We start from the raw sequence: 18,794 nt of genomic DNA, 5'->3' as shown, positions 1-18,794 counted from the left end.
CGATCGCGCCCCCGGCCGGCCCCCGTCCGCGGACCCGCGGCCGGCCGAGAGCGAGCGGGGTCTCGAGCGCGCGCGCCGATGGACGCCGCGTCGTCCGGCCGTGGTCTCGACCGGTTCGGCCGCCCGGTTCGCCGAGCGGATCGCGATGCGACGCCGGATCCGGCGGGACCGCGCGCTGGTCTGGTCGGGCGTCGCGCTCGCCGTCGTGGTCCTCGGGTGGCTCCTGCTGTGGTCGCCGGTCTTCGCACTCGACGCGGGTGAGGTCACCGTGCGCGTCGAGGGTGACCAGGCGGTCGTCGACGCCGCTGCCGTCGAGGCTCTGCTCACCGACCAGGCGGGTACGCCGCTGCCTCGGCTGGACACCGTCGGCCTGCGCCGGGAGGTGCTCGACGTGCCGGGGGTCCGCGCCGCGTCGGTGACCCGCGCGTGGCCGCACGGGCTGCTCGTCACGGTGGTCGCCCGGGATCCCGTCGCAGCGGTCCCCGAGAACGGTGGGTTCGCCCTGCTGGACGCCGACGGCGTGCAGGTCGGCCGCTCGGACGCGGCGCCGGAGGGCCTCCCGGTGGTCGACGTTCCGGTCGGCGACGCGCTCAGCCTGACCGCGGTGCTGCTGGTGCTGCAATCCTTGCCGGACGAGCTGGCGGCCCAGGTGGTGGGGGCGTCGGCCCAGAACCAGGACGCGGTGCAGCTCACGCTGGCGGACGGCGCGGAGGTCGAGTGGGGGAGCGCCGACCAGTCCGCGCTGAAGGTCGCCGTGCTGACCACGCTGCGCTCGTCGCCGCAGTCGGCGGGCGTCCGGGTCTACGACGTGTCGGCACCGACCTTGCCGATCACGCGGTCCTGAACCCGTGCCGCGACACACGCGCAGGGTGATTGAAGGCCGGTCGCACGGCACCTACCGTCGTGCCAACAGCATCTGACATAACTCTAACGTTCAACCTGAACGTGAGACTCGGAGGAAACGCCGTGGCAGCTCCGCAGAACTACCTGGCCGTCATCAAGGTGGTCGGCATCGGTGGCGGCGGCGTCAACGCCGTCAACCGGATGATCGAGGTCGGGCTCAAGGGCGTCGAGTTCATCGCGATCAACACCGACGCGCAGGCCCTGCTGATGTCCGACGCGGACGTCAAGCTCGACGTCGGCCGCGAGCTCACCAGGGGACTGGGCGCCGGCGCCGACCCGGAGGTCGGACGCAAGGCCGCCGAGGATCACGCCGAGGAGATCGAGGACGTGCTCCGCGGCGCGGACATGGTCTTCGTCACCGCGGGCGAGGGTGGTGGCACGGGCACCGGTGGCGCGCCCGTGGTCGCCCGGATCGCCCGGGCGCTCGGCGCGCTGACCATCGGCGTGGTGACCCGGCCGTTCACCTTCGAGGGCCGGCGGCGCTCGGTCCAGGCGGAGACCGGCATCGACGGTCTGCGGTCCGAGGTCGACACCCTCATCGTCATCCCCAACGACCGCCTGCTGTCGATCTCCGACCGGTCGGTCTCGGTGCTGGACGCGTTCCGTTCCGCCGACCAGGTGCTGCTCTCCGGTGTCCAGGGCATCACCGACCTCATCACCACGCCGGGCCTGATCAACCTCGACTTCGCCGACGTGAAGTCGGTCATGCAGGGGGCCGGCTCCGCGCTGATGGGGATCGGCTCGGCGCGGGGCGACGACCGCGCCGTCCAGGCCGCCGAGCTCGCCATCTCCTCGCCGCTCCTCGAGGCGAGCATCGACGGCGCGCACGGCGTGCTGCTGTCCATCCAGGGCGGTTCCGACCTCGGCCTGTTCGAGATCAACGAGGCCGCCCGCCTCGTCCAGGAGGCGGCCCACCCCGAGGCGAACATCATCTTCGGTGCGGTGATCGACGACGCCCTGGGCGACGAGGTCCGGGTGACCGTGATCGCGGCCGGGTTCGACAGCGGGACCCCCACCGTGCGCCGCGACTCCCGGGCGCTCGGGCAGGTCGCGCCCCCCGCCGTGGCGCCGCCGACCGCAGCGCCCACCCCGATCGAGCCGGAGCCGGAGCCCGAGGTGATCGACGCCGTGCCGGAGCAGGCTCGCGCGGAGCCGGACGTCCCGGGCTTCCTCGCCGACGGCGGCGTCGACGTGCCGCGGGTCTTCGAGGACCGGCCCCGGCGCGGCACCGACGACCTCGACCTGCCCGACTTCCTCAAGCACCCGCAGTGAGCCGTCGGTGACCGTCGCGCCGTGGCTCGAGGTCGACCTCGGGCCCGGCGTGCGGGCGGGGTTCTCGACCGTCGAGCTCGGCAACCTCGGGCTCGCCGTCGGTGACGACCCGGATGCGGTCGCACGCCGCCGACGGCTGGTGGCGCAGTGGGCCGGTGGACCGGTGGCCTGGGCGCACCAGGTGCACGGCACGGCCGTGCACCTGGCCCTCGCCGGGGGTGACGACGTCGCGTCCTGCGATGCGCTGGTCGGGACCGGCCCGGTGGGGCTGGCCGTCCAGGTCGCGGACTGCGTGCCGGTGCTGCTCGCGGACGCCGCCGCCGGGGTGGTCGGTGCGGCACACGCGGGGCGGCGTGGCCTGGTCGCCGGAGTGGTGGACGCCGCGGTGCGTGCGATGCACGCGGCGGGCGCGACCCGGATCCGGGCCGTGGTCGGCCCGGCGATCTGCGGCGCGTGCTACGAGGTGCCGGCCGAGCTGCGGGACGAGGTCGAGGCGGCGGTGCCGGGGACCTCGTCGACCACCTCCTGGGGCACGCCGGCGCTCGACCTGCCCGGTGCGGTCGTCGCCTTGCTCGCGGCCCGAGGCGTGGCGGTCGACGACGTCGGGCTGTGCACCAGGACCGACCCGCGCTTCTACTCGCACCGCGGCGCGGGCCAGGGCGCGGGTCCGGCCGGCCGGATCGCCGGTGTCGTGCGTCTGACCTGAGCGGACGGGCAACTCGTCGGCATCCGGGCGTGTCTGCGCGGTGGGCCGCAGGCGGTGTCTTAGCGTGGTGCCGGACCCAGAACCGCACGACGGCGGCCCGTGGACGAAGGGGAGGCCGACATGGCCGGAGCACTCCGCAAGACCATGCTGTATCTCGGCCTCGCCGAGGACGACCACGAGGTCGGTGACGAGTACGTCGAGGAGTACGTCGACATGATCGACCACCACGGCGACCAGGTCGCCGACGCGCGCAGCGAGCACCGTGCCGACGTCACCCCGCTGCACCGCCCGGCCCCGCGTCCCGCGCCGGCACCGGGCGACCTCCGCCGGATCACGACGATCCACCCGCGCTCCTACAACGACGCGCGTTCGATCGGCGAGGCGTTCCGCTCGGGAACACCTGTCATCATGAACCTGTCCGAGATGACTGACGCCGACGCGAAGCGCCTGGTCGACTTCTCGGCCGGACTGATCTTCGGTCTGCACGGTGCGATCGAGCGGGTGACCTCCAAGGTGTTCCTGCTCTCGCCCGAGCACGTCGAGATCGCCGGCGAGGAGCAGAGTGTGGGCAGCGACCGCGTCGGCTTCTACAACCAGAGCTGAGGCCCGCCATCCGACTCCTGGCGACTGTCGCGTACTTCGTCGTCCTCGCGTTCTTCCTGCTGATGTTCGTCCGGCTGGTGCTGGACTGGGTCCAGGTCTTCGCGCGCGACTGGCGGCCCCGCGGGGCCGCCCTCGTCGTCGCGGAGATCACCTACACGATCACCGACCCGCCGCTGAAGGCGGTCCGGCGGGTGGTTCCGCCGCTGAACCTCGGGCAGATCAGACTCGACCTGGCGTTCCTGATCGTGATGCTCGCCTGCTCCGTCCTGCTCTGGGTGTTCTCGTTCCTCGCGGCGTGAGACACGCCGGTGACCGCTGCCGTTCCGGTAGGCCCATGCGGCGTGTTGTCCGCTACGGTGAGGACAGGCGGTCGCTGTGCTGCCGGGGTCTGCCCGCACGACATATTGAGGTGACACGATGGCTCTGCTCACCGCAGACGACGTCCTGAACAAGAAGTTCCAGGCGACGAAGTTCCGTGAGGGGTACGACCAGGACGAAGTCGACGACTTCCTGGACGAGGTCGTGAACACCCTCCGTGAGGTGTACTCGGAGAGCGAGGACCTCAAGTCGAAGCTCGCGGCGGCCGAGCGCCGGATCGCCGAGCTGAGCCGCGGCGGCGGCGCGCCGATGGCCGCCGAGGAGCCGCCGGCACCCGAGCCGGTCGCCGCGCCCGAGCCCCAGCCGGCTCCCGAGCCCGCACCCGCACCGGTCATGGCTGCGGCCCCGGTCGCAGCGTCGGTCGCCATGGGTTCGATGAGCGAGCCCGAGTCCGCGACCGGCATGCTCCAGCTGGCCCAGAAGCTGCACGACGACTACGTGCGCTCCGGTCAGGAGGAGGGCGAGCGGATCATCACCGAGGCCAAGACCCAGGGCGCGCGGATCGTGCGCGAGGCGGAGGACACCTCGAACCGCACCCTGGCCCAGCTCGAGCAGGAGCGCAGCCTCCTGGAGCGCAAGATCGACGAGCTGCGGGTCTTCGAGCGCGACTACCGCACGCGCCTGAAGAGCTACCTCGAGAACCTGCTCGGAGACCTCGACGCGCGGGGCGCGTCCGTCTCTCCCCGGGTAGGTGGAGAGCAGCTGAACGGCTGACCCTCGTCACGACGCACCGCACCGGGACGGCCCGGTGTGGTGCGTTGTGCTTTACCCCGGGGGGATCTACCCTCTCGGCACGATTCGTCATCAAGGAGAGACATGACCATCCAGGACCCGGTCAGCGCGTCGGGCGGCGCGCGTCCTTCGAGGTCCGACCTCGTGTCCCTCGTCGAGACCTTCCCGGTCCGCGACGGTGAGGACCCGTGGACGGTCGCGGAGGTCGAGGAGGTCGCCGACGAGCTCGCTGCGGAGATCGTCCGGCTCGAGGTCGAGCTCTCCGAGGCGGACGCCGAGCTCACCAGCCTCCTCCGGTACTCGGGTGATGGGGCGGGAGACGACCAGGCCGACTCCGGCGCCTCCGCGCTCGAGCGTGAGCAGGAGCTGACCATGGTGAACAACACCAGGGACCTGCTCGACCAGAACCGGCACGCCCTGGCCCGGGTGGGCCAGCCGGGCTTCGGCACGTGCGAGTCGTGCGGCGGCCCGATCGGCAAGGCCCGCGTGCAGGCCTTCCCGCGAGCGAGCCTCTGCGTGACCTGCAAGGCGCGCCAGGAGCGTCGCTGAACGTGCCCCGACGTAGACACCTCGTCACGGTCCTGGCCGTGGTCGCGGTCGTCGTCCTCGTGCTCGACCAGGCGACGAAGGCGCTCGCGGTCGCCCGGCTGGTGGAGGGCGAGCGGATCCCGCTGCTCGGCGACCTGTTCGGGCTCCAGCTCATGCACAACCCCGGAGCGGCGCTGAGCCTCGCGACCGGGATGACCTGGATCTTCACCGTCGCCGCCGTGGGTGTGTCGGTCGTCATCGTGCGGGTCGCGGACCGGCTCGGCTCACGAGCCTGGGCCGTCTCGCTCGGGCTGCTCCTCGGTGGTGCGGTCGGCAACCTCATCGACCGGCTGTTCCGCCCGCCGGGCTTCGCCCGCGGGCACGTGGTCGACTTCCTCGCCTACGGCAACTGGTTCATCGGGAACGTCGCGGACATCGCGATCGTGGTCGCGGCGGTCGCGATCGTCCTGCTCACGATGCTCGGCATCGCGGTGGACGGCACGCGTGAGGGGCACCGGGGTGCTCACGCCGAGTCGGGCGGGTCGGAGCCCCCGACGCAGCCGGCGCCCCACGACACCGGTGCGGCCGACGGACGGGACGTGCCGTCGGCGTGAGCAGCCGCAGCCTCCCGGTGCCCGACGGCCTGGCCGGCGAGCGGGTCGACGCCGCCCTCGCCCGTCTGCTCGGGGTCTCGCGCACCCGGGTCGCGGACCTGGTGGCCCAGGGCGCCGTGCTCGTGGACGGCCGGCCGGTCGGCAAGTCGGACCGGCTGCCGGCCGGGGCGTGGCTCGAGGTCGACACCGGTGTGCTGGACGGTCCGGTGGACGTGGCACCGCCGGAGCCGGTCCCCGGGATGCGGATCGTGATGGAGGACGACGACGTCGTCGTCGTGGACAAGCCGGTCGGGGTGGCCGCCCACCCGTCGCCGGGCTGGACCGGGCCGACCGTCGTCGGGGCGCTCGCGGCCGCCGGGCACCGCGTGTCCACGTCGGGGGCCGCCGAACGTCAGGGCGTGGTGCACCGGCTGGACGTCGGCACGTCGGGGCTCATGGTCGTGGCGAAGAGCGAGCGCGCCTACACCGTGCTCAAGCGCGCCTTCAAGGAGCGGACGGTCGAGAAGGTCTACCACGCGGTCGTCCAGGGGCACCCCGAACCGACGTCCGGCACGATCGACGCACCGATCGGGCGACACCCCACGCAGGACTGGAAGTTCGCCGTCACCGCAGCCGGCAAGCCGTCGATCACGCACTACGAGGTGCTCGAGATGGTGCCCGCGGCCTCCCTGGTCGAGGTGCACCTGGAGACCGGCCGGACCCATCAGATCCGGGTCCACATGGCCGCGGTGCGCCATCCGTGCGTCGGCGACCTGACCTACGGCGCGGACCCGCAGCTGGCGTCGCGGCTCGGACTGACCCGCCAGTGGCTGCACGCGCACCGGCTCGGCTTCGACCACCCCGTGACCGGTGAACGCACGGTCCTGGAGAGCCCGTACCCGGCCGATCTGGCGCACGCGTGGGGGCTGCTGCGCGAGACGTGAGACGCGTGTCGTGAGACGGCCGGGGTGACCTGTCTCACAGCGCTCGCCGCGATCTGTGACGCGATCTGCGATGCGAGCCGACGCGCCCCGGACGTCGCACGGGCCCGTCGGTGGTCCGACCTAGGATGGCCCGCATGGCGTTGGGCGATCCCGGGTGGCGACCCGGAGAGGACTTCGCCCACCTGCACGTTCACACCGACTACTCGATGCTGGACGGCGCGGCCCGCGTCGAGGAGCTGTTGACCTACGCCGAGGAGCTCGGCCAGAAGGCCATCGCGATCACCGACCACGGGTACCTGTTCGGCGCCTTCGACTTCTGGCAGCGCGCTCGGAACCACGGCATCAAGCCGATCATCGGGGTCGAGGCCTATCTCACGCCGGGCACGAGCCGGTTCGACCAGACGCGGGTCCGGTTCGGCGACGACTCGCAGTCCGGCGACGACGTCTCGGCGCGCGGTGCCTACACGCACCTGACGATCGTCTCGGAGACGACGGCCGGGATGCACAACCTGTTCCGGCTCGGCTCGATGGCCTCGCTCGAGGGCCAGATGGGCAAGTGGCCGCGGATGGACCGCGAGCTGCTCTCGCGCTACAGCGAGGGCCTCATCGCGTTCAGCGGCTGCGCCTCGGGTGAGATCCAGACCCGCCTCCGCCTCGGTCAGTGGGACGAGGCGGTGCGCACGGCCACCGAGCTCCAGGACATCTTCGGCAGGGACAACTTCTACGTCGAGCTGATGGACCACGGGATCGACATCGAGCGGCGGGCGATGCCGGACCTGCTCAGGCTCGCCAAGCACATCGGCGCCCCGCTGGTCGCGAGCAACGACTCGCACTACACGCGCAAGGAGGACGCGCACGCCCACGAGGCGCTGCTCGCGGTGCAGTCCGGCTCGACGCTGCTCGAGCCGACCTACGACCAGGGCGGCACGCGGTTCGCGTTCTCGAGCGACTCGTTCTACCTGTGGACCGCGCGGGAGATGCGCGACCTCTGGAGCGAGTACCCGGAGGCGTGCGACAACACCCTGCTGATCGCCGAGCGGTGCGACGTCGCGTTCAACACCTCGGCGAACTACATGCCGAAGTTCCCGGTCCCGGCCGGCGAGGACGAGCAGTCCTGGTTCGTCAAGGAGATCGAGACCGGGCTGCGCCGGCGGTACCCGGCCGGCGTGTCCGACGCGGTGCGCGCCCAGGCGGACTACGAGACCGGGGTCATCACGCAGCTCGGCTTCGCGGGGTACTTCCTCGTCGTCGCGGACTTCATCAACTGGGCGAAGGCGCAGGGCATCCGGGTCGGTCCGGGGCGTGGGTCGGCCGCGGGCTCGATGGTCGCCTACGCGATGGGCATCACCGAGCTCGACCCGCTGGCCCACGGCCTGATCTTCGAGCGGTTCCTGAACCCGGAGCGCGTGTCGTGGCCCGACGTCGACGTGGACTTCGACGAGCGCCGCCGTGGTGAGGTGATCCGGTACGTCACCGAGAAGTACGGCGACGACCGGGTGGCCCAGATCGTCACCTACGGCACGATCAAGGCCAAGCAGGCGCTCAAGGACGCGTCGCGCGTGCTCGGCTACCCGTTCGCGATGGGTGAGAAGCTCACCAAGGCGATGCCGCCCCCGGTGATGGGCAAGGACATCCCGCTCAGCGGGATGTACGACCAGAAGCACGAGCGGTACGCCGAGGCGGAGGAGTTCCGGCAGGTCGTCGCCGCGGACCCGGACGCGCAGAAGGTCCTCGAGACGGCGCGTGGCCTCGAAGGCCTCAAGCGTCAGTGGGGCGTGCACGCGGCGGGCGTCATCATGTCCAGCGAGCCGCTGATCGACATCATCCCGATCATGAAGCGCCCGCAGGACGGCGCGATCATCACGCAGTTCGACCAGCCCGGTGCCGAGGCGCTCGGGCTGATCAAGATGGACTTCCTCGGGCTGCGCAACCTGACGATCCTCGACGACGCGCTGGACAACATCCGCGCCAACGGCAAGCCCGAGCTCGTCATCGAGGACGTCCCGCTCGACGACCCGCCGACCTACGACCTGCTCGGCCGCGGCGACACCCTCGGGGTGTTCCAGCTCGACGGCGGGCCGATGCGTGCCCTGCTGCGGCAGATGCGGCCGGACAACTTCGACGACATCTCCGCGGTCATCGCGCTGTACCGGCCGGGCCCGATGGGGATGAACTCGCACACCAACTACGCGCTGCGCAAGAACGGTCTGCAGCAGGTCGAGCCGATCCACCCCGAGCTGGTCGAGCCGCTCGCCGACGTGCTCGACGAGACCTACGGCCTGGTGGTCTACCAGGAGCAGGTGCAGAAGGCCGCCCAGGTGCTCGCGGGCTACTCGCTCGGCCAGGCCGACCTGCTGCGTCGCGCGATGGGCAAGAAGAAGAAGGAGATCCTCGACAAGGAGTTCGTGCCGTTCCAGGCCGGCATGCGTGAGCGCGGCTACACCGACGGCGCGATCCAGGCGGTCTGGGACGTGCTCGTGCCGTTCGCGGGCTACGCGTTCAACAAGGCCCACTCGGCCGCGTACGGGGTGATCTCCTACTGGACGGCCTTCCTCAAGGCGAACTACCCGACCGAGTACATGGCAGGTCTGCTCACCTCGGTCCGGGACGACAAGGACAAGTCCGCGCTGTACCTCGCCGAGTGCCGCCGGATGGGCATCACGGTGCTGCCGCCGGACGTGAACTCCTCGTCGGCGAACTTCACCGCCGTCCGGGCGGACATCCGCTTCGGCCTCACCGCGGTCCGCAACGTCGGCGCCAACGTCGTGGAGGAGATCGTCCGGGCCCGCGAGACCAAGGGCCGGTTCACCTCGTTCCAGGACTTCCTGGACAAGGTCCCCGCCGTGGTCTGCAACAAGCGCACCATCGAGTCGCTGGTCAAGGCCGGTGCGTTCGACTCGCTCGGCCACCGCAGGCGCTCGCTCATGCTCGTCCACGAGCAGGCGGTGGACTCGGTGATCGGGGTCAAGCGCAAGGAGGCCGAGGGGCAGTTCGACCTGTTCGCCGACCTCGGCGCCACGCCGGACGAGGGCTTCTCGGTCAGCGTCCCCGACGTGCCCGAGTGGGACAAGAAGCAGCTCCTCGCGTTCGAGCGGGAGATGCTCGGGCTCTACGTGTCCGACCACCCGCTCTCCGGGCTCGAGCACGTGCTCGCGCAGGCGGCGGACTGCTCGCTGGCCGCGCTGCACGCGGACGAGACGCGCGCCGAGAACTCCACGGTCACCGTCTGCGGGCTCGTCACCAACCTGCAGCGACGGATGAGCAAGAACGGGAACCCGTGGGCGTCGCTCAGCCTCGAGGACCTGGACGGCTCGGTCGAGGTGCTGTTCTTCGGCGAGACGTACCTCGCGTACACCACGACCTTGCTCGAGGACGCCGTGCTCACCGTGCGCGGCCGGGTGCGTCGCCGGGACGACACGATCCAGCTCCAGGCGATGGAGGTGTCGCTGCCGGACGTCACCGCCGTCGACGAGCGCCCGGTGACCATCTCGATTCCGGTCACCCGGTGCACGCCGCCGATCGTGGAGAAGCTCCGGGAGATCCTCGCCGACCACCCGGGTGTCACCGACGTGCACCTGCGCCTGACCCAGCCGGGTCGGTCGACCGTCATGCGGCTCGACCACGGCCTGCGGATCGAGCGGAGCCCCGCGCTGTACGGCGACCTCAAGGCGCTGCTCGGCCCGAACTGCCTCGCGTGACGGTCGCGGTGCGGCTGCCCGGCGCGCGCCGGGATGGCAGGCTCGGACGGTGATCCGCCTCACGCCCGAGCAGCTCGTGTTCCTCACCGAACGACACCTGGCGACGCTCACCACGATCCGCCCGGACGGCACGCCGCACGTCGTCCCCGTCGCGCCGACCTGGGACCCGTCGACCGGCCGCGTGCTGGTCACCACACGGGACGGGTCGGCCAAGGTGCGCAACGTCGAGTCGGCCGGCGTGTCGGGGATCGAGGCCCGCGCCGCGGTGTGCCAGGTCTCGGGCGGGCGCTGGCTCACGCTCGAGGGCGTCGCCACCGTCTCGCGGGACCCCGCCGACGTGGCCGACGCGGAACGTCGCCACGCGCGCCGGCACCACACCCTGGAGGCCGACCCCCGTCGGGTGGTGCTCGCGGTCACCGTGGACCGGGTGATCGGGTCGGACTACATGGTGCGCTGAGCACCCCCGACCCTCCTAGACTCGGGCGGGTGATCTCCCGCATCGACCTCCGTGGCCGTCCCCTGTCCGCCCGTGCCCTCGCCGGCGTGCTGCCGCGTCCGGAGGTGGACGTCGCCCACGTCGCCGACCAGGTCGCCCCGGTGATCGCCGACGTGCGCGCGCGTGGTGCGGCGGCGCTGCGGGACGTGTCCGAGCGTTTCGACGGCGTCCGGCCGGAGAACCTGCGGGTCCCCGAGCAGGCGCTCGCCGACGCGCTCGAGGCGCTCGCGCCGCGGGTCCGCTCGGCCCTGGAGATGTCGATCCGCCGCAGCCGCGCGGTGCACGCCCAGCAGCGGCCGGCCGGGTTCCGGATCGAGTTCGCACCCGGTGCGGTCGTGCGGCAGCGCTGGATGCCGGTCCGGCGGGTCGGCCTGTACGTCCCGGGCGGGCTGGCGGTGTACCCGTCGTCCGTGGTGATGAACGTCGTTCCTGCGCAGGAGGCCGGGGTCGCCTCGCTCGTGGTGACCAGCCCGCCGCAGGCCGACGGGCTGCCGCACCCGACGATCCTCGCGGCGTGCCGGCTGCTCGGCGTCGAGGAGGTGTACGCGGTCGGGGGCGCGCAGGCGATCGCGATGCTCGCCTACGGCGCTGCCGGTGAGCTGCCGCAGGACGGTGAGGTGCTCTGCGAGCCGGTCGACGTGATCACCGGCCCGGGCAACCAGTACGTGACGGCCGCCAAGCGCCTGGTGCGCGGCGCGGTCGGGATCGACTCCGAGGCGGGGCCGACCGAGATCGCGATCCTGGCGGACGGCACCGCGGACCCGCAGCACGTCGCGGCCGACCTGGTCTCCCAGGCCGAGCACGGCCCGACCTCGGCATCCGTCCTGGTCACGCCGGACATCGGCCTGGCCGACCGGGTGGAGGCGCTGCTCCCGGACGTGGTCGCCGCGACCAAGCACTCCGACCGCGTCACCACGGCCCTGGGCGGCCCGCAGTCCGCGATCGTGCTCGTCGACGACCTCGCTGCCGGCCTCGCGGTGGTCAACGCCTACGGCGCCGAGCACCTCGAGATCCAGACCGCCGACGCCTCGGAGGTGGCCGAGCAGGTCACCAGCGCCGGCGCGATCTTCGTCGGCCCGTACGCGCCGGTGTCGCTCGGCGACTACATGGCGGGCTCCAACCACGTGCTGCCGACCGGGGGCTGCGCGCACTACGCGAGCGGGCTCGGCGTGCACAGCTTCATGCGCGCCGTGCAGCAGGTCGAGTACGACGAGGGCGGGCTCGCGGAACTCCGTGAGCGGATCGTGGCGATCGCCGCGGCCGAGGACCTGCCGGCGCACGGCGAGGCCGTCGAGGCCCGCTTCCGCTGACCCTGCCCGGTCGCGGACACGCGGCCGTCCTTCTCTGAGGAGCCACGATGCCCTGGCTGGAGATCATCGGCTGGGCCGGTTCGGCCCTGCTCGTGCTGTCGTTGCTGCAGACCCGCCTGATGCGTCTGCGCGTGCTCAACTCGGTCGCCTGCGTGGTGCTGATCGGGTACAACGCCGTGCTCGGTGTCTGGCCGATGGTCGCGATGAACGTCGTGCTGGTCGCCATCAACCTCTGGGCGATCGCCCGGCTGCTGCGCGAACGGCACGACGCCCGGGTGTACGACGCCGTCACGATGCAGCTCGACGAGCCCTTCCTGCACCACCTGCTCGAGCGGCACGAGGGCGACATCCGACGGTTCAACCCCGACCTGGCCGAGGTGCCGGCCGCCGACCTCGCAGCGCGTGCGGACCACGCCTTCGTGGTCTCCACGTCGGACCACGTCGTCGGGGTGGTGCTCAGCGCGGTCGGGGACGACGCGGGCGAGCAGCAGGTGCTCCTCGACTACGTGCTCCCGGCGTACCGCGACTTCACCCCCGGCGAGTTCGTGTTCCGGGCCGACGGCCCGTTCGCCGCACTCGGCACGACCACGGTCGTCGCGTCGCCGGGCATGGCGTCGTCCGAGAGCTATCTGCGAGCGGTCGGCTTCGTCGAGCGCGACGGGCGGCGCGTGCTCGACCTCGCACCCTCCCTATGATCGTGGCCGTGCCCGACAGCCAGCCCCGCCTGCCGCTGCGTCCCGAGCTCGCCGGTCTGGAGCCGTACGGCGCGCCGCAGCTCGACGTCCCGGTGCGGCTCAACGTCAACGAGAACCCGTACCCGCCGTCCGCCTCCGTGGTCGCCGACATCGCGTCCGCCGTCGAGGCGGCCGCGCACGGCCTGAACCGGTACCCCGACCGCGACTTCGCCGAGCTCCGCGCGGACCTCGCGGACTACCTGCACCGCGAGTCGGCGGTGCGGCTCGACCCCGCGCAGCTCTGGGCTGCGAACGGCTCGAACGAGGTCATGCTGCACCTGCTGCAGGCGTTCGGCGGACCGGGCCGGACCGCACTGTCGTTCGCACCCACCTACTCGATGTACCCGGAGTACGCGCGGGACACCTCGACCGAGTGGGTCACCGGACGGCGCGAGACGGACTTCTCGCTCGACGTCGACCACGCGACGGCGATGATCGCCCAGGTCCGGCCGAGCGTCGTGCTGCTGGCGAGCCCCAACAATCCGACCGGGACCGCCCTGCCGCTCGAGGTCGTGACCGGGGTGCTGGCCGCAGCCGCCCAGGTCCCGGGCGGCTGCGTCGTGGTCGTCGACGAGGCCTACGCCGAGTTCCGCCGGGTCGGCACGCCGTCGGCCCTGACGCTGCTCGCGGACCACCCGCACCTCGCGGTCAGCCGGACGATGTCCAAGGCGTTCGGCATGGCGGGCGCCCGGCTCGGCTACCTCGCTGCGGGGACGCCGCTGGTCGATGCCCTGCGCGTGGTGCGGCTGCCGTACCACCTGTCCGCGGTGACGCAGGCCGTGGCTCGGGCGGCGCTCGGCCACGCGACCGAGCTGATGGCCCAGGTCGAGGGGTTGCGTCGCGAGCGCGACGCGCTCGTGACCTGGCTCCAGGGCCGTGGCCTGCAGGTGGCGGACTCGGACGCGAACTTCGTGCTGTTCGGGGTGTTCGACGACCGGCACTCGATCTGGCAGGGTCTGCTGGACCGGGGTGTGCTGATCCGGGAGACCGGCCCGCACGGCTGGTTGCGGGTGAGCGTGGGCACGCCCGAGGAGACCGCGGCCTTCAAGGCCGCGCTGGTGGAGGTGGCTGGACTGTGAGCGGGACTCGCACCGCGGTGATCGACCGTTCGACCTCGGAGTCGAGCGTGCACGTCGAGATGGACCTCGACGGCACGGGCCGCACCGACATCTCCACGAGCGTGCCGTTCTACGACCACATGCTCACGGCGCTGGGCAAGCACTCGCTGATCGACCTGGTGGTGCGGGCCACCGGCGACACCCACATCGACGCCCACCACACGGTCGAGGACGTCGCGATCGCGCTCGGCGAGGCGCTGCGGGTCGCGCTCGGCGACAAGGCCGGCATCGCCCGGTTCGGGGACGCGCTCGTGCCGCTCGACGAGGCGCTCGCGCAGGCGGTCGTGGACGTGTCCGGGCGGCCGTACTGCGTGCACACCGGTGAGCCGGAGGGCCAGGCGTACCACCTCATCGGCGGGCACTTCACCGGCTCGTTGACCGGCCACGTGCTGGAGTCGATCGCGCACCACGCGGCGATCTGCCTGCACGTGCGAGTGCTGTCCGGGCGCGACCCGCACCACATCGTCGAGGCGCAGTTCAAGGCGCTCGCCCGAGCCCTGCGCCAGGCGGTCGCGCTCGACCCACGCGTCCAGGGCGTGCCGTCCACGAAGGGCAGCCTGTGACCGACGGTCCCGCCGACCCGACGGCCGGGGTGGTCGCGGTCGTCGTCACGCAGGTGGCCGACCCGGCCCCGCTCGCGGCGGCGTGCGCGCTCGCCGGCGTCGAGGTCGACGCGGCGCCAACGCCGGTCGGGGCGCTCGCGGTGTGCCGTCGGACCGAGCCGGGCGAGCCCGAGCAGGCCGCCGAGGCGATCTCGAGACTGCTGTCGAACACGCCGGTGCTGCTCGTCGTGCGCCGCGACGGCGCGCTGGTCGCGACCCGCTGGTCCGGCGGTTCGGCGACCACGGAGGTCGCCCCCGGCCTGCTTCTGGACGGGGCACCGCCCGAGCTCGAGGGTCTGTTGCTCGGTACGGTCGCCGTGGCCGACCTGGGCGGCGTGGTCAGCTCGGCCGGGCTCGGGCGCTGGAAGGCGACGCGCATGCTCGCCTCGGCGGCCCGTGCGGCCCGCAAGGCGCGCTGAGACCACCGTCGGCGCCCGGAGCGCGGACGGTCCGGCCCGTCCATGGGCCCGCGGATAGACTCGCGCGGTGCCTGCTCCCCGTGTCGTCGTGCTGGACTACGGCTTCGGCAACGTCCGCTCCGCGCAGCGCGCGCTCGCGCGCGTGGGGGCCGACGTGGAGCTCACCGCCGACCATGACGCGGCCATGGCGGCCGACGGCCTGGTGGTCCCCGGCGTCGGCGCGTTCGCCGCGGTGATGTCCGGTCTGCGTGCGGTGCGGGGCGACCAGATCGTCGACCGGCGACTGGCCGGTGGGCGTCCGGTGCTCGGCATCTGCGTCGGGATGCAGATCATGTTCGACGCGGGCGTCGAGCACGGCGAGCGGACCGAGGGCCTGGGGGAGTGGCCCGGTGTCGTCGACCGTCTGGACGCACCGGTCGTGCCGCACATGGGTTGGTCCCCGGTCGACCCGCCGGCCGACTCGGTGCTCTTCGACGGCCTGGCCGGCGAACGCTTCTACTTCGTGCACTCGTACGCGGCCCGCTCGTTCTCGCCGCTGGGTGGCGGCCGGTTCGCCGAGCCGAAGGTGACCTGGTCCGAGCACGGCGAGCGGTTCGTCGCCGCGGTCGAGAACGGGCCGCTCGCCGCGACCCAGTTCCACCCGGAGAAGTCCGGTGACGTCGGCGCGGAGCTGCTGTCCGCCTGGGTCCGTGGTCTGAAGGGATGACGATGTCGCGACTGGAGCTGCTGCCGGCGGTCGACGTGGCCGACGGCCAGGCGGTTCGCCTGGTGCAGGGTGAGGCGGGCTCGGAGACGTCCTACGGCGACCCGCGCGCCGCCGCGCAGCAGTGGCAGACCGACGGTGCGGAGTGGATCCACCTCGTGGACCTCGACGCCGCGTTCGGCCGCGGGTCGAACGCCGACCTGCTCGCCGCGGTGGTCGGTGCCCTCGACGTCAAGGTCGAGCTGTCGGGGGGCATCCGGGACGACGCGTCGCTGGCCAGGGCCCTGGGTACCGGGTGCACCCGGGTGAACCTCGGCACCGCCGCGCTCGAGAACCCGGACTGGACCGCGCGTGCGATCGCCGAGCACGGTGACCGGATCGCGGTGGGGCTCGACGTGCGCGGCACCACGCTCGCGGCCCGCGGCTGGACCAGGGAGGGCGGCGACCTGTGGGAGGTCCTCGCACGCCTGGACGAAGCCGGCTGCTCGCGCTACGTGGTCACCGACGTGACCAAGGACGGCACCCTGCGCGGGCCGAACCTCGACCTGCTGCGCGAGGTCTGCGCCCGGACCGGTGCGCCGGTCGTCGCCTCGGGTGGCGTGTCGACGCTGGCGGATCTCGCTGCGCTGCGTGAGCTCGTCCCGCTCGGGGTCGAGGGAGCGATCGTCGGCAAGGCGTTGTACGCCGGAGCGTTCACTCTTCCCGAGGCGCTGGACGTCGCGGGGCGGCCGTAGTGGGGTGCGGGCTTCCCGGTGAGGACGGCACCCGACCCCGGGAGCTGCCTCCGGTCTCGGCGTTCGCGGCGGACGACGGTTCGGCGGACGCGGTGCTCGCCGCGGTGCTCGCCGACCACGCCGCCGGGCGCGCCGACCTCGCCGACGTGGTCGCGGCGCTCGCCCCGACCAGGGTGCTCGTGCCCGTGCTGGCGCACGAGGTGCCCGACGGCGCCGGCCCCGGCGCCCACGGGCCGGCGGGTTTCGGTGCGGAGCGTGAGGTCGAGACCGCGGTGGTCGCGCTCCAGGCGCCCGACGGACGTACCGCCCTTCCGGTCTTCAGCAGTGTCGTTGCGCTTGCCGCGTGGCGCCCGCGGGCACGTCCGATGCCCGCATCGGCCGCACGTGCCGCCGCGTCGGCCCTGGCCGAGGGTTGGCCGCTCGTGGTCCTCGACCCGGGCGGGCCCGTGACCGTGGTGATCCCGCGGCCTGCCGTGCAGGCCTTGGCCGCGGGGCTGCCGTGGCAGCCCGCGGTGCGCGACGGCCGGGTCCGTGCGGACGTTCGGGCGGCGGTCGAGCGCGTCCTCGCGGACCTGCCGGAGGTGCGGTCGGTCGAGGTCGAGCCGGGTCGGCGTGCCGAGGTCGCCGTCCTGGTCGGGCTGTCGGCCGGGCTGGACCGGGCCGGCCTGGAGGTGGTCCTCGGCAGGGTGAACGCGCGGCTCGCGAGCGATCCGATGGTCGCCCAGGTGGACTCGCTCGAGCTCAGGCCGGTCAGCGTGGCCTGAGGTCAGTCGCAGCTCGCGATCGGGCTGAAGGCCCCGTCGTCGGCGAGCAGGTCCCGCAGCGTGCTCACCGGGACGATGAAGCTCTGGTCGGCGGCGTTCTTCGCGTACACGACGCCGATGACCTGGCCGTCGGAGTTGAGGGCTGCCGACCCGGAGCTGCCGGGCTCGACCTCGGCGTCCGTCACGAGCACCTCACCGAGGCTCTCGTTGAGCGGGTCGGTCGTGGTGCCGATCACGCGTCCGCTGGTGACGGTGAGCGCGCCGCCGAGGGGGTAGCCGACCACGGTGACCGGGTCGCCGAGGATCGGGTCCGACTCGGCGAGCTCGGGGTGGTCCGGCAGGTCCTGCTCGGTGCGGACGACCGCGAGGTCGGCGAGCGAGGCGGTCGCCGCGCCGCTGACCTGGATGTCCCGGCCGTCGTAGGTGGAGACCTGGAGCTCGGCCGAGTCGGCGACCACGTGGCGGTTGGTGATCAGGGTGCGTGCGTCGATCGCGAAGCCCGAGCCGGTCGACAGCGTGCCGCAGCCGACGTTCCGGATCCGTACGGCCATGCGCTGCGCGACGGCGAACCCGTCGGGGGAGAGGTTGCCGAGCCCCGAGTCGGTGGGGTCGGCGGTGACGGACGGCACCCAGTCGGTGATCGCCGGGCCGGGCGGGGTCGGCACCTGGTCGGCCACGTCCTGGATCGCGGCGCAGGCTGTCAGCGCCGACACCGCGAGCACGGCGAGGAGAGCCCGGGCCGGTCGCGACGTCGCGGGCCGGCTCATCGACTCACCGGGCCAGCTCGCTCTGCAGGGCCGTGTTGGCGTCGGTGGCCGCCTGGCACAGGTCCTGGACGTCGGTGGCGTAGGCGTCCAGGTCGGCCGGGTCGTAGAGGTCGGCGTTCTCCAGGTAGCCGATCAGCTGGTTCTGCCCCTGGACGCACTGGTCGAGCGCCAGCGCGACCCGCCCGGCGGCCTCCGTGACGCGCTCCTGGTAGTCGGCGAGCAGTCGCTGCGCCTCGCGGTCGTCGCCGATCTGGGCCTTCTCGTCGGCGAGCTCGATGATCCGGGTCTGGGCGGTCTGCAGCTGTGCGCTGACCGCGTCGAGCTCGCCCATGGTGCTGTCGAGCTCCTGCTTGGTGTCCGCGAGCTGCGCACCGAGGTCGCGCGAGACGGCCTCGTAGTCGCCGGCGCGCTCCTCCCACGCGTCCGACGTGCGCCACAGGTAGGTGGTGCTCGCGGCGAGCACCGCCGTGCACAGCAGCAGGAGTCCGGTCGCGACCTGCCAGCGGCGGGGCGTGCGCCGCCGAGCGGGCACCACCGCGGCCGGGGGCAGGGCGGCGTGCGCGGCGGGGCTCTGACGGTTCGGCTCGGGCGGCGGGATCCTGGGCGCCGCGGGGAAGGGCGAGGTGGAGATGTGCCGCGGCGCGGGCACCTGCGTGGGCGCATCCGGCCCCGTGGGGCCGGCGGCGCGGACGGTGGCGTCGCTCGGCTCGGTCACGGTCTCAGGATAGGTGGCGAGGCCGCGGACCCCGGGGTGGTCTCGGTCACGTCGGGGGCCGGTCGGATCGGGGCC

General features: G+C 72.8%; 21 protein-coding genes. 19 read left to right on the top strand and 2 right to left on the bottom strand.

What is annotated here, in order from left to right; translation table 11 throughout:
* Nucleotides 1-100: 100 nt before the first annotated feature.
* The 19 genes from OEB99_RS03785 (at nt 101) to OEB99_RS03695 (ending at nt 17,237) form a co-directional block, all read left to right on the top strand.
* A complete protein-coding gene (locus OEB99_RS03785; RefSeq protein WP_263508437.1) occupies nt 101-844 on the top strand; it encodes a cell division protein FtsQ/DivIB in 744 nt (247 codons plus the stop codon).
* A gap of 122 nt (nt 845-966) precedes the next feature.
* Nucleotides 967-2,175 carry a cell division protein FtsZ gene (gene ftsZ, locus OEB99_RS03780; protein ID WP_263508436.1) on the top strand — a complete coding sequence of 403 codons (1,209 nt, stop codon included), beginning with the start codon at nt 967-969 and terminating at the stop codon, nt 2,173-2,175.
* Between the two features lie 7 nt (nt 2,176-2,182).
* A complete protein-coding gene (locus OEB99_RS03775) occupies nt 2,183-2,881 on the top strand; it encodes a purine nucleoside phosphorylase YfiH/LACC1 family protein (protein WP_263508435.1) in 699 nt (232 codons plus the stop codon).
* Nucleotides 2,882-3,001: 120 nt separating this feature from the next.
* Nucleotides 3,002-3,484 (top strand): cell division protein SepF, encoded by a 483-nt coding sequence (locus OEB99_RS03770; RefSeq protein ID WP_263508434.1) that lies wholly within the window; start codon nt 3,002-3,004, stop codon nt 3,482-3,484.
* A gap of 8 nt (nt 3,485-3,492) precedes the next feature.
* Nucleotides 3,493-3,783: a YggT family protein gene (locus OEB99_RS03765; protein ID WP_263508865.1), complete on the top strand. Its 291-nt coding sequence runs from the start codon at nt 3,493-3,495 to the stop codon at nt 3,781-3,783.
* A 118-nt stretch (nt 3,784-3,901) separates the two neighbouring features.
* A complete protein-coding gene (locus tag OEB99_RS03760) occupies nt 3,902-4,576 on the top strand; it encodes a DivIVA domain-containing protein (protein ID WP_263508433.1) in 675 nt (224 codons plus the stop codon).
* 102 nt (nt 4,577-4,678) lie between these two features.
* Nucleotides 4,679-5,143, top strand: a complete 465-nt coding sequence (locus OEB99_RS03755) for a TraR/DksA family transcriptional regulator (protein WP_263508431.1) — start codon at nt 4,679-4,681, stop codon at nt 5,141-5,143.
* The gene (gene lspA, locus OEB99_RS03750; RefSeq protein ID WP_411910661.1) at nt 5,140-5,736 is read left to right on the top strand and encodes a signal peptidase II; all 597 of its coding nucleotides are present in this window, start codon (nt 5,140-5,142) and stop codon (nt 5,734-5,736) included. The genes OEB99_RS03755 and lspA overlap by 4 nt, the downstream gene beginning before the upstream one ends.
* Nucleotides 5,733-6,659, top strand: coding sequence for an RluA family pseudouridine synthase (locus OEB99_RS03745; RefSeq protein WP_263508427.1), 927 nt, complete (start codon nt 5,733-5,735; stop codon nt 6,657-6,659). Before lspA ends, OEB99_RS03745 begins: the two co-directional genes overlap by 4 nt.
* A 134-nt stretch (nt 6,660-6,793) precedes the next feature.
* A complete protein-coding gene (gene dnaE, locus OEB99_RS03740; RefSeq protein ID WP_263508426.1) occupies nt 6,794-10,357 on the top strand; it encodes a DNA polymerase III subunit alpha in 3,564 nt (1,187 codons plus the stop codon).
* Between the two features lie 49 nt (nt 10,358-10,406).
* Nucleotides 10,407-10,814 (top strand): pyridoxamine 5'-phosphate oxidase family protein, encoded by a 408-nt coding sequence (locus OEB99_RS03735; RefSeq protein ID WP_263508425.1) that lies wholly within the window; start codon nt 10,407-10,409, stop codon nt 10,812-10,814.
* 29 nt (nt 10,815-10,843) lie between these two features.
* Nucleotides 10,844-12,163, top strand: a complete 1,320-nt coding sequence (hisD, locus tag OEB99_RS03730) for a histidinol dehydrogenase (protein ID WP_263508424.1) — start codon at nt 10,844-10,846, stop codon at nt 12,161-12,163.
* Between the two features lie 47 nt (nt 12,164-12,210).
* On the top strand, nt 12,211-12,858 hold the full coding sequence (locus OEB99_RS03725) for a YgjV family protein (RefSeq protein ID WP_263508422.1): 648 nt from the start codon (nt 12,211-12,213) through the stop codon (nt 12,856-12,858).
* Nucleotides 12,855-13,976 carry a histidinol-phosphate transaminase gene (locus OEB99_RS03720; RefSeq protein WP_411910654.1) on the top strand — a complete coding sequence of 374 codons (1,122 nt, stop codon included), beginning with the start codon at nt 12,855-12,857 and terminating at the stop codon, nt 13,974-13,976. The genes OEB99_RS03725 and OEB99_RS03720 overlap by 4 nt, the downstream gene beginning before the upstream one ends.
* Nucleotides 13,977-14,035: 59 nt before the next feature.
* Complete coding sequence (hisB, locus tag OEB99_RS03715; protein ID WP_263508864.1) at nt 14,036-14,578, top strand: imidazoleglycerol-phosphate dehydratase HisB; 543 nt, start codon at nt 14,036-14,038, stop codon at nt 14,576-14,578.
* Complete coding sequence (locus tag OEB99_RS03710; RefSeq protein ID WP_263508420.1) at nt 14,575-15,036, top strand: hypothetical protein; 462 nt, start codon at nt 14,575-14,577, stop codon at nt 15,034-15,036. Before hisB ends, OEB99_RS03710 begins: the two co-directional genes overlap by 4 nt.
* A gap of 67 nt (nt 15,037-15,103) precedes the next feature.
* Nucleotides 15,104-15,742, top strand: coding sequence for an imidazole glycerol phosphate synthase subunit HisH (gene hisH, locus OEB99_RS03705; protein WP_263508419.1), 639 nt, complete (start codon nt 15,104-15,106; stop codon nt 15,740-15,742).
* A complete protein-coding gene (gene priA, locus OEB99_RS03700) occupies nt 15,739-16,473 on the top strand; it encodes a bifunctional 1-(5-phosphoribosyl)-5-((5-phosphoribosylamino)methylideneamino)imidazole-4-carboxamide isomerase/phosphoribosylanthranilate isomerase PriA (protein WP_263508418.1) in 735 nt (244 codons plus the stop codon). Before hisH ends, priA begins: the two co-directional genes overlap by 4 nt.
* A complete protein-coding gene (locus tag OEB99_RS03695; RefSeq protein WP_263508417.1) occupies nt 16,473-17,237 on the top strand; it encodes an SseB family protein in 765 nt (254 codons plus the stop codon). The genes priA and OEB99_RS03695 overlap by 1 nt, the downstream gene beginning before the upstream one ends.
* A 2-nt stretch (nt 17,238-17,239) precedes the next feature.
* Here the strand turns inward: OEB99_RS03695 and OEB99_RS03690 are convergent, their stop codons facing one another.
* On the bottom strand, nt 17,240-18,004 hold the full coding sequence (locus OEB99_RS03690; RefSeq protein ID WP_263508415.1) for a S1C family serine protease: 765 nt from the start codon (nt 18,002-18,004) through the stop codon (nt 17,240-17,242).
* 4 nt (nt 18,005-18,008) lie between these two features.
* A complete protein-coding gene (locus OEB99_RS03685; RefSeq protein WP_263508414.1) occupies nt 18,009-18,719 on the bottom strand; it encodes a hypothetical protein in 711 nt (236 codons plus the stop codon).
* Between the last annotated feature and the right edge of the window lie 75 nt (nt 18,720-18,794).

The sequence above is a fragment of the Actinotalea endophytica genome, assembly GCF_025717005.1.
Lineage (GTDB): Bacteria > Actinomycetota > Actinomycetes > Actinomycetales > Cellulomonadaceae > Actinotalea.
This window is presented reverse-complemented; position numbering and strand designations above follow the sequence as displayed.